The following is a 13,349-nucleotide window of genomic DNA, read 5'->3' as shown; positions in this document are numbered from 1 at the left end:
GTATCCTCTCCCCGCCAGGGGAGGGGATGATGGAGAAAAGATGCAAACTAACCATTCTACATTTACCCTCGCCCGTCATCTTCTGCACCGTATTGATTTTCAGCCTGAAACCTTTAGCGACGGCGATTTGCTGTGGTTACCGCATCACGCCGACCTGGCGCATTTCGGCAAAAAACGTCGTATCGAGCATCTTGCCGGACGGATTGCCGCCGCGTACGCGTTACAGCCTTTGGGCGTGAAAGCTATTCCAGGCATAGGCGAACAGCGCCAGCCGCTGTGGCCGGAAGGTATTTTTGGCAGCATCAGCCACAACGGAAAACGGGCGATAGCCGCTGTTTCACGAACACCCGTGGGCATCGATATCGAGCACATCTTCAGCTCGCAGTTAGCCGCCGAAGTGGCGACACAAATTGCCTCGCCTGCAGAAATTTTCCGCCTGCAAACCAGCGGCCTGCCTTTTGCGGTTGCCCTGACGCTGGCGTTTTCTGCCAAAGAGAGCGTGTATAAAGCGTTCTCCTCACAGGCGGAGCCCTGCCCGGGATTCGCGGCAGCTGAGATGACCGCGATTGATGAGAACACGCTTTGTCTACGCTTAACACCGGCGTTTTCAGCCCAGCTTGCCGGGAAGGAAATCAGCGTGGCTTATGAGGTGGAGGGCGATGAGGTGGTGACCTGTACGGTTACCCCCCTTTAATCAAAGCGCGATACGTTGTCTCGCATCGCGCACTGTGATTATTTGAATAAATGCTTCAGATTGTGCGGCTGGCAGCGAAGATATTGATTCGACGCGTGAACCTGCGCTCCCAGCGCCGCCGCGGCATGCCATGGCCATCTTGGGTTATAAAGTACGCCGCGCGCGAGCCCGATAAAATCAGCATCACCGCCCGCCACGATCGCCTCGGCATGTTCTGGCTCGGTAATTAATCCCACCGCAACGACCGGGATGTTAACGGCGGATTTCACCGCCCTTGCAAGCGGAACCTGGTAGCCAGGGAAAACATCAATCTGCTGTTCAGGATGCAAACCACCACTGGAGACATGTATTGCATCCGCCCCGCGTTCTTCCAGCAGTCTGGAGAATGCTACCGCCTCGTCAATGTTGAACCCGCCCTCGACCCAATCCGTTGCCGAGATGCGTACGCTGATTGCTTTGTCCGCCGGGATCGCGGCGCGAACGACGTCAAAGATTTCCAGTGGGAACCGGACTCTGTTTTCAAAAGAACCGCCATAATTATCCGTTCTTTGATTCGACAGCGGCGATAAAAATTGATGCAACAGATAGCCGTGCGCAGCGTGTATCTGGATAAGATCCACATTCAGCCGGGCCGCGCGTTTCGCTGCCTGCGCAAATTGCTGACGCACGCTTTCTAAGCCTTCGCCATCCAGTGCCGCAGGCGTCGAATGCCCCTCGTTATAGGGAATCGCGGAGGGCGCGACGGTCTGCCAACCGCCCTCTTCATCGGGCGCGAGCGGCCCTTTTTGCTCCCACGGTTTGGACGTGGACGCTTTCCTGCCCGCATGGGCCAGCTGGATTGCGATAGGCATATCTGACCACTGGCGAATGGAGGCTATCACCCGGCCCATGGCTTCTTCACAACGATCGTCGTACAAACCTACATCCGCAAATGTAATGCGCCCTTCGGGAGAAACGGAGGTTGCTTCAATGGTCAGTAACCCCGCGCCAGACTGCGCCAGTTGACCCAGATGCTGTACATGCCAGTCATTCATGCAGCCATCCGTTGCCGAGTACTGGCACATAGGTGCAATCACGATGCGATTATCAAGTTCAAGGTTTCGAATGCGGAAAGGGGTAAACAGCTTAGGTTGCGACATACCTTTTTCTCCAGCGTGACTGTTAAATTCCGATAAATTTTACTATCGCGCAAAAATGCCCCCTGGTATAGATAACTCGCCAAATCATTCGACCACACCGAGTAAACCACCAATAATTACCGAATAATCAGCATAGTGAGTAAATAAATCAGACATTCGTCGAGTTTTTGCGGGCAAAAAAGATAGTTTAGCCGCGCAATTACCCCTATCATCCCCGATGATACATTCAGACAAATTATGAAACACCTTGTCAGTGTTAAGGGAAGCGAATGAGTACAAACATAACAACACCAGGGAACGGGGCCGGTGAAAGCCGTCTGATGAGTGGGTTCCTCAATGCCATTGAACGGGCCGGGAATAAACTGCCTGAACCGGCGCTGATCTTTTTCTACTTTTTGCTGGTCGTGATGGGGCTTTCTGCGGTCCTGTCGATGATGACCTTTGATGTCGTCAACCCCATGACGCAGGAGACCGTACAGGTCAACAACCTGCTCTCCGCCGAAGCACTTACCAACACGCTGGCCAATATGGTGACGACGTTCACCACCTTCGCCCCGCTCGGTATCGTGCTGGTGGCGATGCTCGGCGTTGGCGTAGCCGAAAGCTCCGGCTTTATTAACGTCGGCCTGAAGAAGATGCTGCGCGTGACGCCGAAGAAACTGCTGACGCCGATGCTGATTTTTGTCGCGATGTTCAGCCATGTGGCAGCAGATGCGGGCTATGTGCTGGTGATCCCACTGGGTGCCATTATCTTTATGTCCGCCGGGCGTCACCCGCTGGTGGGGATCGCCGCAGCGTTCTCAGGCGTCTCGGGCGGATTCGCCGCTAACATGGTGCCCACCGGAAACGATGCACTGTTGCAGGGCTTTACCCAGGCCGCTGCACAACTGCTCGACAGCACCTATACCGTCAACACCCTGTGTAACCTCTTCTTCGGGATTGCGTCTTCTATTCTGATAACCCTGGTCGGCTGGTGGGTCACCGAGCGTATCGTTGAGCCGCGCGTCAGCAAAATGACGATCGACGGCGATTATAAGCATGAAGAAGATATGTCCAGCGTCTCAGAAAAAGAGAGCCGCGCCTTTAATCGCGCGTCGCTGGTGATGCTGCTGGGCCTAGCGGCGCTGGCAGCAGCGGCCTGGCCGGAAAGCTCCATGCTACGCGGGACCGACGGCTCACTCACTTCTTACAGCGCGCCGATCATGAAATCTATCGTTCCGCTGATTTTCCTGATCTTCATTCTGCCGGGGATTGTGTACGGCTTTGCCTCCGGTACGTTTAAAACCGGAAAAGATGTCATTGCTTCGATGAATGACTCGATGAGCAAAATGGGCTCATACATGGTGATGGCCTTCTTCTGCGCCATGTTCATTAAAGCCTTCAGCGACTCGAACATTGGCACACTGCTGGCGCTGGTCGGCGCGGATGGCCTGAAAGCGATGGAACTGCCGGGCGAAGCGACGATTATCGGCATGATCCTGCTGACCGCCGCCGTGAACCTGCTGATTGGTTCCGCCTCGGCCAAATGGGGCCTGTTATCGCCGATTATGGTGCCGATGCTGATGGCTGTGGGTATCTCTCCGGAACTGACCCAGGCGGCGTTTCGTATCGGCGATTCCAGCACCAATATTATCACCCCGTTAATGGTCTTCTTCCCACTGGTGGTGGTCTATTGCCAGCGCTATGTGAAGGGCGCGGGCGTCGGCACGCTGGTATCCATGATGATGCCTTATTCCATCGCTTTCTTTATTAGCTGGAGCTTGTTCCTGCTGGCCTGGTGGGGGCTGGGCATGCCGCTTGGCGTGGCGGCACCGTATACCTGGAGCGCGGGTTAATCCTCACCTTACGGACGGTACTTCACAGTGCCGTCCACTCTGTTTTTTTCTCCCACCTATACTAAAGGCACCAGTCACCATCGTGAGACGACTATGCCTTTACCTGACTTTCATGTTTCTGCGCCTTTTACGCTCGGCATTGAGCTCGAGCTTCAGGTCATTAACCCGCCAGGTTACGATCTTTGCCAGGACTCTTCCGCCCTGATAGCCGCCGCCAGTCGCGGTGTGACGCAGGGGGAAATCAAGCATGACATCACTAACAGCATGCTGGAGGTGGCAACAGGCGTGTGCGACGATATCCACCAGGCCGCCACTCAGCTTGCCGCCATCCAACGCGCCGTACTACGCGCGGCGTCAGAGCAGCATGTCAAAATTTGCGGCGGCGGTACGCATCCATTCCAGCGCTGGCAAAGTCAGGAAGTCGGCGATAATCCCCGTTATCAACATACCCTGGAAGCCTATGGATACCTTGCCCGCCAGGCGACAGTGTTTGGTCAACACGTGCATATTGGCTGCACCAACGGTGACGATGCGCTTTATCTGCTGCATGGCCTTTCGCGATACGTTCCACATCTGATTGCGCTCAGCGCCGCGTCACCCTATCTACAGGGTGCCGACAGCAGCTTCGCCTGCGCGCGGCTCAACATTTTCTCGGCTTTTCCCGATAACGGCCCCATGCCCTGGGCAGCAAACTGGCAGGAGTTTACCCGGCTGTTTCGCCAGTTGAGCTACACCAGCATGGTCGAAAGCATTAAAGATTTGCACTGGGATATTCGCCCCAGCCCGCATTTTGGCACGGTGGAGGTGCGCGTAATGGATACGCCGCTCACCCTGGGTCACGCGGTGAACATGGCCGGGTTGATTCAGGCACTGGCGCACTGGCTGCTCGAAAAACGCCCGCATAAACCCAGCCCGCAGGACTATCTGCTGTATAAATTTAACCGCTTTCAGGCCTGTCGATACGGCTTGAAGGGTGTGGTCACCGATGTTGCAAGCGGCGAGCAACACACCATCGCCAGCGAACTGGAGATCTTACTGGAACAGTTGCAACCCTACGCCGATCAACACCGTGCTGGCAGCGCGCTCGAAGAACTGGCTCTGATGGTAAAACACGGGAAAAGCGAAGCGCAACGCATGCGTGAGTTCATTGCCGATGGCGGCTCGTTGATAAGCCTGGTACAGCAGCACTGCGAAACCTGGGCGGCGTAAGCACAGAAAACCTTTGCATAAGCGGGATTACGCGCTATTTTGCCCTCCCGCTCATCGCACAAGGAACGAAGATATGTTGCTTCTTTGGCTGTTGCCCGCCCTCCTGCTCCCGCTAACGACTTTTACCCATGCGGCTTGTTCGTTGACCGACCCATCGCTACAAGTTCAAAGCTATGAAGTCGATTTACAGCAAGAAAACATCACGTTGCGCTGGAAGAAACCGGATGGTAAAGCCTGGGGCTCACTCTATTCACTGCTGGCGGATATCAACGGTAACGGGCAGGTGCTGATGGCGATGAACGGCGGGATTTATGGCAAAGATTATGCGCCGCTGGGGCTCTATATCGAAAAGGGAAAAAAGCTCGCGCCGATTAACCGTGCATCCGGCGGCGGCAACTTCTTTATTCGCCCGGGCGGCGTGTTTTATCTCAAGGATCAAAAAGCGGGCATTGTGACCCTCGATGCGCTGAAAAGCACCAAAGGCATGGATTACGCAGTGCAGTCCGGCCCAATGCTGATTGAAAACGGCGTGATAAACTGGCGTCTAAAGCCGTCGGCCAGTTCGCGAAAATTACGTAATGCCGTGGGGATTAACCGTCAGGGTCGAGTGGTGTTTATGCTGAGCGCCAAAGAAACCAATTTTTATGATTTCGCCTGCTATGCCCAGTCGAAACTGGATATCCGGCAGATGCTGTACCTTGATGGCACCATTTCGAAGATGTATCAGAAGGGAAGTTCGATACCGTGGCAGTATCATCCGTTTGTCACGATGTTTACGGTGGAGAGGAAAACGTCTTCCTGAAAGGTGCCGGATGGCGGCTACGCCTTATCCGGCCTACACATGAATTTGCCCGGTAAGCAACGCGCCACCGGGCATTTTTCAATTAAGCAGCCTTGCGGAATCTCCTCGTCAGGCGCTTCTCAATCTCGACGATAAAGAACATCACCGCACCCATCGCCAGCGTCACGAACCAGTAGCGAGCAGGCAGCGCTTCGGTACCGAACATCATCTGCATCACCGGCAGATAGATAATCGCCAGCTGCAGCAGCAACAGAACGCCCGTCACCATCCAGATACCTTTGTTCTTCAGCAGGCCACGGTTGATAGAGAAACCGTCGGAGTTACGGCAGTTAATCATATACAGCCACTGCGCGGTCACCAGCATTTGCAACAGCACGGTGCGGACAAACTCTGCACTGTGGCCGCGCGGGGCCAGCCAGGCCTCAAGGATGAAGGCGCTGATGGCAATCATCGAGCCGACAAACGCCACACGCCAGACCGCAAACGCATCCATTACGTGCTGACCGGTTTTACGCGGCGGGCGATTCATCACGTTACGCTCAGCGGCTTCGAAGGCCAGGCCGAAAGAGAGCGTCGCGGAGGTCGCCATGTTCATCCACAGAATCAGCACTGGCGTCAGCGGGATCATATTTCCGGCCAACAGGGCAATCACCACCAGCAGCCCTTGCGCCAGGTTAGTTGGCATAATAAAGAGGATCGTTTTCTTCAGGTTGTCGTATACCCGACGCCCCTCTTTAACCGAGCTGGCGATGGTCGCGAAGTTATCGTCGGTCAGCACCATGTCCGCCGCCTCTTTGGTGACTTCGGTACCTTTAATGCCCATCGCAATGCCGACATCAGCCTGACGCAGCGCTGGCGCGTCGTTCACGCCGTCACCGGTCATCCCGACCACTTCGCCGTTTTTCTGCAATGCTTTAACCAGACGTAGTTTGTGCTCCGGGCTGGTACGGGCAAAGATGTCATACTCCACTGCCGCTTTTGCCAGCTCGTCGTCATCCATGTGCTCCAGCTGGTAGCCGGTCATCGCTTCGGTGCTGTTATGAATGCCCAGCATCTGGCCAATACTCATCGCCGTTTGCGGGTGATCGCCGGTGATCATTTTCACGCGGATCCCCGCTGTCTGGCAGGTGTGGATTGCATCCACCGCTTCCGGGCGCGGCGGGTCCATCATCCCGGCAATACCGAGGAAGATAAGACCCTGCTGGAGATCGCTGTGATCCAGCGTGGTCGCGCCGATATCAGCAGGTTTAATGGCCGCCGCCACCATACGCAGGCCCTGGCGAGCAAAGCGCTCCATCTCTGACTCCCAGTAGGCGCGATCGAACGTCGCCAGGCCACGTGCGGTCTGCTGCTGCTCACACAATGCAAACAGGACATCTGGCGCACCGGTGACCATCACCCACTCTTCCGCATCCAGCTTGTAGTGCGTTGCCATGTACTTGTACTGTGAATCAAACGGGATCTTCGCCACCAACTGTGTGGTCACCGGCTCCAGCGACGCTTTCGTTGCCAGTACCTTCAGCGCGCCTTCGGTCGGCCCGCCGGTAATTCCCCAGTGACCCAGCTCATTACGTACCAGTTGGCTATCGTTACAGAGATCAATTGTGCGCAGGTATTTTTCCAGCACCGTGTAAGGCTGTACTTTTACCGGCTCGTTGCTACCCTCAAGATAAAGATTACCGACCGGCTCGTAGCTATCGCCATCCACGCGGTAGCAGCTATCGGCGGTAATGACCGCTTTTACGGTCATCTCGTTCATGGTCAGGGTGCCGGTTTTATCAGAGCACACCACGGTCATTGCGCCCAGCGTCTCAACGGTTGGCAGCTTACGAATAATCGCCCGCTTGCGCGCCATCGCCTGTACGCCCAACGAGAGGATAATTGAGATAATCGCCGGTAAACCCTCAGGTACCGCCGCAACAGCCAGGCTAATCAACGACAGCAGCAATTCGCCCATCGGCATATCGCGCAGGAGGACGCTGAAAACGAACAGTACTGCCATCATTGCCAGAATAATGACGAAAATCGCTTTACCGAGTTTGTCCATCTGCACCAGCAGCGGCGTGCGGTTAGTTTCGACATCAGCCATCATCTGGTTGATACGACCAAGCTCGGTCGCCTGCCCGGTCGCCACCACCACACCTATGCCGCCGCCCGCGCTCACGGTGGTGCCCGAGAACAGCATATTGGTGCGATCGCCCAGCGGCAGGTCGCCGGTCAGCGCGTCGGTGTGCTTATCGACAACCGTCGACTCACCGGTGAGAATCGCCTCTTCCACGCGCAGGTTGTGCGCTTCAATCAGACGCATATCCGCCGGAATACGGTCGCCCGCGCGCAGCACCACGATATCGCCTGGCACCAGATCGGTGGTCGGGATGGTGGCATGTTTGCCGTCGCGGATCACCTGCGCGTCGCTGGAAAGCATATTGCGAATGCTTTGCAACGATTTCTCCGCGTTGCTCTCCTGGATATAACCAATCAACGCGTTGATTACCGTAACGCCGAGAATCACGGCGGTATCAACCCAATGGCCCATCACCGCCGTCATCACGGCAGCGGCCAGCAGGATGTAGATCAGGACGTCGTTAAAGTGCGCAAGGAAGCGCAGCCATGCGGGCTTACCTTTCTTCTGCGGCAGCGCATTAGGGCCAAGCTTCTGCAAGCGATCGGCGGCCTCGGCCTGGTTCAGGCCTTCCGGCTGGGTTTGCTTTTGCTCAAGGATCTGGGCAATGGTTTGCTGATAAGCCTGCCGGTGGGTGTTACCGCCCGTTGGCGGTATGTTCTGCGGGTTCATCATTTTAGACACGATAAATTTCCTTCTAAATTCCTGTATACGGAAGGCCTGAAATCATTTCTGGCCAAGGCTAAATTGGTTTAATAATTATTAATCCTTGCGGATGAAAAAATTGATCTCACGCAATATTCACTTTCCAATAAAATTCAAAGATGATGCCAGTTGATTTAATAATATTAATATTACAGAATGTTCTTAAACTCAAACTAAACGGAGGTGAATTATGTTCGGAATCTACCGCGGACGCCGCCTGGCGCTGTACATCGCCGCTGCAATCATCGTTGCTACGCTGATCGGCTACAGCACCTATACATTTGTAAAATTACTGGGTTAAACATGACGATTATTTACGTAAATTAGCGTTCATTTAAACCCAGGAATATTTATTTAATTCATCTACGAATTAAAACGTAGTGGCTGTTTTTCTAAATTCAAAAATATGTTTACTCAGCGTTATTGCGTTATGCCGTCTATTGCCGGAAAATACGGTTTTTAACTTAAGATTAACATCGCATGAAACACCCGCTCGAAACCCTGATTTCTGCCGCCGGTATTTTGCTTATGGCACTGCTTTCCTGCCTGCTGCTACCGGCGCCCTCGCTCGGCCTTACGCTGGCACAAAAACTGGTCGACACCTTCCATCTGATGGATCTCGACCAGCTTTATACCTTGCTGTTTTGTCTGTGGTTTTTAGTGCTGGGCGCTATAGAGTACTTTATTCTGCGCTACGTATGGCGCCGCTGGTTTGCCGTGCGCTAAGCCGGTTAAATCACGCAACCCCAGCACCAGGGCTTCACTCCATCCGGCGTAATCGTGTCCACTGGATGACGCGTGAAAACTGACCGGATACCCTTTCTCCCTCAGCACCTGCTCAAACGCCAGCGTATGGCGATAGTTGCCACCGCCCGGCCCGCTGCTCTCAAACTGCCCGGCTTGTAACCAGAAGCGTAATGGGTAGCGTGGTGCCTGCGCATATTGCCGGGCGAGCCAGTTGACCAGCTCGCCTTTCGGCGTCCACCAGTAGGAGCCCGACAGGCTCAGCACATTGCCAAACAGACGCGGATAGCGCAGCGCCACCCACGATGAGGCCAGCCCGCCGTAGCTCGATCCGGCCAGAATCGTCTTCTGTCGCGTGAGCGTAATGCCCTGGCGTTGCAGGAACGGCACCAGCTCATGCGCCATAAAATCAGCAAATTTGGGGTTTGGCGGTAGCTCTTTTCCGCGTCTTGCGTGGTCCAGGCTATCAATGAAAACAATATTAATCGGCGGCAGCAGATGGCGAGCAATCAGGCTATCCAGCACGTTAGCAGTGCGATACTCATCCTGCCAGTTTTGCCCATCAAACATAAACAGCGTCCAGCGTGCGGGCTGCGCGACGCGGGGGCGATAGATTTTGATTTCGCGGCTATTACCAAGATGTTGGCTACTCAGCGTATGTCGCGTCAGGCTGCCGTAGCGGATAGGCTGCGCCATGCGTTGCGTGGAAAAATAGCGAGAAGCAGGCAGCGCCAGTAAGGAAAAGCGGTTCCAGCGATCGAGCTTCAATGGGCTTAGCGTCTGTGGGTTGAGCGGATCTGCCTGCGCGCTGACCTGAATAGCGCGCTGTTGCTCGCGCAAACTGCCTGCGACTTTAGGCACATCCGGGGCGAGTTTGTATTGCATCAGCGTATCGGCAGGCACAACGTAACTGCGAAACCAAACATCCGACTGCCCTAAGCGAAACAGCGCATCATGATCGCCACCGGGTGAGCCCAGCAAATAAACATTGCTGCGCGCGCCGCGCCACAGAAAAGTCACCCGTTTATGCTGCGCGTCGACCGGCTCTACCATCGGCGTTCTTTCGTGCTGGCGCGCCAGCCAGAACGCGTTAGTATTTCCGCCTGCGGCAAGTTCACGTGAGAGTTTTTGTAGTTGCGGGCTGGCAGGCGACTGCTGCTCTTCCACTGCCAGCGCGTGAGTTTCATTGATTTGCCACTGGAAATGCCAGGCGGAGCCTGCTTCACCGTGTAATACCAGCGAAGAGGCCTGTTTAACAGGCAGAGAAAACAGCAACGTATGCTGCCCGTCCGCCGGACCACCGGAAACCAGCGTGCGGATGGCCCTATTTTGCTCATCCAGTAAACGCGCATCGGTCACGCCCGATAAGCGCGCCGACACATAATTCTCCCCCAGTGTCGGCAGAGTAAAACAAACCTCGCCGCTGGCATCAAATTTCCCTTTCTGCTCGCCCCGGTTGGGAGAGGTTTCGCACTCCATCGCCGAGGCAGGCAGCGCCGTCAGCCCAATCAGTAATCCACTCCACGCCAGCTTCATCGAACACACATTCCCGTTGAAATTTGTTAACAACGCTAATGCAAATGGGAATTGTTTTCAATAGGTGAGGTGGGACTGGGTGAGGGTTGCTTCCCCCTCACCCCGGCCCTCTCCCGCAGGGAGAGGGAGAAAACCGCACATGCCTGACCACTGGCACCATCGGTCCCCTCTCCCTACGGGAGAGGGTTAGGGGAACAGGTCGCACCCGCCACTAATGCATCTGACTACAATAATTCTCCCGACGGTACGCGCCCGGCGACTGGTTAAACGTGCGGGTGAAAACGCGGGTAAATGTCTGCTGCGAATCAAAGCCATATTTCAGACAAATATCATACACACGCTGATTGGTCGTCCTCAGTTCCTGCGCCGCCAGGCTGAGTTTGCGCTGGCGAATATAGCGCCCCAGACTCTCGCCTTTATACTGCAAAAAGAGTCGTTGCAGGTGCCATTTCGAGTAGCCCGCGTGACGTGCGATATCGTCAATGCGAAGCGGTTGGTGCAGGTTGTCATCGATCCACTCAACGATAGTGTCGATAACCTGAGCGGAAATAGTCATGCTTCCCTCTCCTTCTTTTTTTATTACTGCTGGTGATTATTCCCACCAGGCCCGGAATTGTTGTGTACGGTTGGCAAGCGCTACGGGCTCGCCCTGCATCGGCGTAAGTAGACGATAAGCCTTACCCTGACTGGCTTGCGCAAGCCGCTTGTACGGGTCATCCCACGTGTGCTTTGCCAGCACAAAGCGCCCGGAGTGGCCCGGCAGCACGGCAGCGGCATGCAGGTCAACGGCGGCCTGCGCGGTCTCTTCAGGGTGCATATGGATGTAACGCCAGTCCTGGTCATACTGACCATTTTCCAGAATCGCGACATCGACAAAACCAAACTGCTGACCAATGGCTTTAAAGTGCGGCCCATAACCGGAGTCACCGCTGTAGTAAATTTTTCGCTGCGGGGTAACAAACATAAAGCTGGCCCACAGGGTCTGATTGCGCTTAATACCGCGCCCGGAGAAATGCCGCGCGGGCAACACATGCACGCTCAGCGACGGGCTGATTTCAACCTGTTCCTGCCAGTCGGCCTCGGTCACCCGCGCCTCATTCATTCCCCAGTAACGCAGATGCGACCCAACGCCCAGCGGGACCACCGCCCTTTTTACTTTCGGGATCAGCGACTTAATCGTCGCGTAATCCAGATGATCGTAATGATCGTGCGAAATAATCAGCAGATCGATTTCCGGCATATTTTGCGCACGCCATGGATAGTCCCCGGCAAACGCTTTATTCAGAAACGAGAACGGTGCGGCGTAGCTGCTGAACACCGGATCGATCAGAATGCGTTTCCCGGCCAGTTGCAGGTACCACGATGAATGGCCCAGCCAAACCGTGACGTCTTCTTGCAACGGGATGTTTGCCAGATCGGTGGCGACCATCGGCAGCGGTTGCGCCGGACGCGCGTTCTCACGTTTGACCGTCAAAAACTCCCACCAGGCCACCAGCATGTTTTTGTCGCTGGTAAACCCCGGCGTGGGCAGCTGATTGTTAAACACACCGTCACGGTAGTTTGGCGACGCCTCTACCCGGCTTTTCTCCGCCCCCTGGGGAGCCTGGCCGAAACCGGCATTCAGAACAAATGGCAGACTCGCTGCGGATGCAATAAGCATGATGACAACCACACTGATGATGAAAGGTTTCATTTCCTGACCAGACAGATGCCTCATCCTGAAGCAGCGTGAAAAACTTGATTATGAGTGAGTAGGCACTCATTATAGAGAAAGGAAGAAAAAATCGTCAAGCCGATTTTCGAATTTTGACCTGCCTCGTTGAAGTGAGGCCGGGTTGCGTGTTTCAATCTCTACTTTTTCGCAGTGAGGTAAAGTGTAGTGGCTCGTCCCAAGAGTGAAGATAAAAAGCAGGCGTTACTGGATGCCGCAACGGTGGCTTTTGCCCAATCCGGCATTGCGGCCTCTACGGCGCTGATCGCCCGCAACGCGGGAGTCGCTGAAGGCACCCTGTTCCGCTATTTTGCTACCAAAGACGATCTGCTCAATGCGCTTTACCTGCATCTGAAATACGACCTTTGCCAGGCGATGATCGCCGGACTGAGCAATTCTGAAGCACCAAAAGAGGTGATTCACAGTATCTGGAACAGTTACATCGACTGGGGCGTGCGCAATCCGGTCGGCAACCGCGCCATGCGCCGTATGTCGATGAGCGAGAAAATCACCGAAGAGACAAAACTGCAGGTGAAAGAGATGTTCCCGGAACTCAACCGCCTGTGCCAACGCTCGGTGCGCCCGGTGTATCTGTCCGGCGAGTTCGAGACCTTCGGCGACGCATTGTTCCTTTCACTGGCGGAAGCCACCATTGAATTCGCCAGCCAGCAGCCTGCGCGTGCGGACAAACTCAAAGCACTGGGCTTTGAAGCGATGTGGCGTGCCCTGGCCGAGGAAAAGCCTTAACCCCATCCGACAGAGAGCGGATTCCCCCACGTTGACAGCACGATATTCTGAAAATTAAAAAGCTGCGGCCATTTTGCCGCAGACTGTTTTATAGTAGACCCTCTT

11 protein-coding genes are annotated in these 13,349 nt (G+C 55.0%); 6 read left to right on the top strand and 5 right to left on the bottom strand.

Annotated elements, in window-relative coordinates; translation table 11 throughout:
- Positions 1-40: 40 nt before the first annotated feature.
- On the top strand, positions 41-694 hold the full coding sequence (gene entD, locus NMC31_RS00280; protein WP_253896577.1) for an enterobactin synthase subunit EntD: 654 nt from the start codon (positions 41-43) through the stop codon (positions 692-694).
- Between the two features lie 38 nt (positions 695-732).
- Here entD and NMC31_RS00275 read toward each other — a convergent pair whose 3' ends face one another.
- Positions 733-1,833: an NADH:flavin oxidoreductase/NADH oxidase gene (locus NMC31_RS00275; RefSeq protein ID WP_253896576.1), complete on the bottom strand. Its 1,101-nt coding sequence runs from the start codon at positions 1,831-1,833 to the stop codon at positions 733-735.
- Positions 1,834-2,102: 269 nt separating this feature from the next.
- On the opposite strand from NMC31_RS00275, the gene NMC31_RS00270 reads away from it, so the two are divergent.
- The 3 genes from NMC31_RS00270 to NMC31_RS00260 all read left to right on the top strand — a co-directional run bounded on the left by NMC31_RS00270 (position 2,103) and on the right by NMC31_RS00260 (position 5,679).
- Complete coding sequence (locus tag NMC31_RS00270; protein ID WP_149464331.1) at positions 2,103-3,668, top strand: AbgT family transporter; 1,566 nt, start codon at positions 2,103-2,105, stop codon at positions 3,666-3,668.
- Positions 3,669-3,761: 93 nt separating this feature from the next.
- Positions 3,762-4,877, top strand: a complete 1,116-nt coding sequence (locus tag NMC31_RS00265; RefSeq protein WP_253896575.1) for a YbdK family carboxylate-amine ligase — start codon at positions 3,762-3,764, stop codon at positions 4,875-4,877.
- A 73-nt stretch (positions 4,878-4,950) separates the two neighbouring features.
- A complete protein-coding gene (locus tag NMC31_RS00260; RefSeq protein WP_253896574.1) occupies positions 4,951-5,679 on the top strand; it encodes a phosphodiester glycosidase family protein in 729 nt (242 codons plus the stop codon).
- A gap of 82 nt (positions 5,680-5,761) precedes the next feature.
- Here the strand turns inward: NMC31_RS00260 and NMC31_RS00255 are convergent, their stop codons facing one another.
- The gene (locus tag NMC31_RS00255) at positions 5,762-8,476 is read right to left on the bottom strand and encodes a cation-transporting P-type ATPase (RefSeq protein ID WP_149464555.1); all 2,715 of its coding nucleotides are present in this window, start codon (positions 8,474-8,476) and stop codon (positions 5,762-5,764) included.
- 510 nt (positions 8,477-8,986) lie between these two features.
- Here NMC31_RS00255 and NMC31_RS00250 point away from each other — a divergent pair.
- Positions 8,987-9,232 carry a DUF1158 domain-containing protein gene (locus NMC31_RS00250; RefSeq protein WP_253896573.1) on the top strand — a complete coding sequence of 82 codons (246 nt, stop codon included), beginning with the start codon at positions 8,987-8,989 and terminating at the stop codon, positions 9,230-9,232.
- Here the strand turns inward: NMC31_RS00250 and NMC31_RS00245 are convergent.
- The 3 genes from NMC31_RS00245 to NMC31_RS00235 all read right to left on the bottom strand — a co-directional run bounded on the left by NMC31_RS00245 (position 9,164) and on the right by NMC31_RS00235 (position 12,494).
- Entirely contained in the window at positions 9,164-10,786 is a 1,623-nt protein-coding gene (locus NMC31_RS00245) for an alpha/beta hydrolase (RefSeq protein ID WP_253896572.1), read from the bottom strand. The genes NMC31_RS00250 and NMC31_RS00245 overlap by 69 nt on opposite strands.
- A gap of 211 nt (positions 10,787-10,997) precedes the next feature.
- Positions 10,998-11,342, bottom strand: a complete 345-nt coding sequence (locus NMC31_RS00240; protein ID WP_015965440.1) for a RamA family antibiotic efflux transcriptional regulator — start codon at positions 11,340-11,342, stop codon at positions 10,998-11,000.
- 36 nt (positions 11,343-11,378) lie between these two features.
- Positions 11,379-12,494 carry an MBL fold metallo-hydrolase gene (locus NMC31_RS00235; RefSeq protein WP_253896807.1) on the bottom strand — a complete coding sequence of 372 codons (1,116 nt, stop codon included), beginning with the start codon at positions 12,492-12,494 and terminating at the stop codon, positions 11,379-11,381.
- A gap of 171 nt (positions 12,495-12,665) precedes the next feature.
- On the opposite strand from NMC31_RS00235, the gene NMC31_RS00230 reads away from it, so the two are divergent.
- Positions 12,666-13,244 carry a TetR/AcrR family transcriptional regulator gene (locus NMC31_RS00230; RefSeq protein ID WP_149464325.1) on the top strand — a complete coding sequence of 193 codons (579 nt, stop codon included), beginning with the start codon at positions 12,666-12,668 and terminating at the stop codon, positions 13,242-13,244.
- Positions 13,245-13,349: the final 105 nt, after the last annotated feature.

The organism is Pseudocitrobacter vendiensis (genome assembly GCF_943590815.1).
GTDB lineage: Bacteria > Pseudomonadota > Gammaproteobacteria > Enterobacterales > Enterobacteriaceae > Pseudocitrobacter > Pseudocitrobacter vendiensis.
The sequence above is the reverse complement of the archived record's forward strand: the minus strand, read 5'-3'. Positions and strand labels throughout refer to the sequence as shown.

Excerpts from the sequence above, each read along its gene's own strand:
- entD (WP_253896577.1), top strand. The coding sequence starts at position 41 with ATGCAAACTAACCATTCTACATTTACCCTCGCCCGTCATCTTCTGCAC.
- NMC31_RS00250 (WP_253896573.1), top strand. The coding sequence starts at position 8,987 with ATGAAACACCCGCTCGAAACCCTGATTTCTGCCGCCGGTATTTTGCTT.
- NMC31_RS00255 (WP_149464555.1), bottom strand. The coding sequence starts at position 8,476 with ATGATGAACCCGCAGAACATACCGCCAACGGGCGGTAACACCCACCGG.
- NMC31_RS00265 (WP_253896575.1), top strand. The coding sequence starts at position 3,762 with ATGCCTTTACCTGACTTTCATGTTTCTGCGCCTTTTACGCTCGGCATT.
- NMC31_RS00245 (WP_253896572.1), bottom strand. The coding sequence starts at position 10,786 with ATGAAGCTGGCGTGGAGTGGATTACTGATTGGGCTGACGGCGCTGCCT.
- NMC31_RS00260 (WP_253896574.1), top strand. The coding sequence starts at position 4,951 with ATGTTGCTTCTTTGGCTGTTGCCCGCCCTCCTGCTCCCGCTAACGACT.
- NMC31_RS00275 (WP_253896576.1), bottom strand. The coding sequence starts at position 1,833 with ATGTCGCAACCTAAGCTGTTTACCCCTTTCCGCATTCGAAACCTTGAA.
- NMC31_RS00270 (WP_149464331.1), top strand. The coding sequence starts at position 2,103 with ATGAGTACAAACATAACAACACCAGGGAACGGGGCCGGTGAAAGCCGT.
- NMC31_RS00240 (WP_015965440.1), bottom strand. The coding sequence starts at position 11,342 with ATGACTATTTCCGCTCAGGTTATCGACACTATCGTTGAGTGGATCGAT.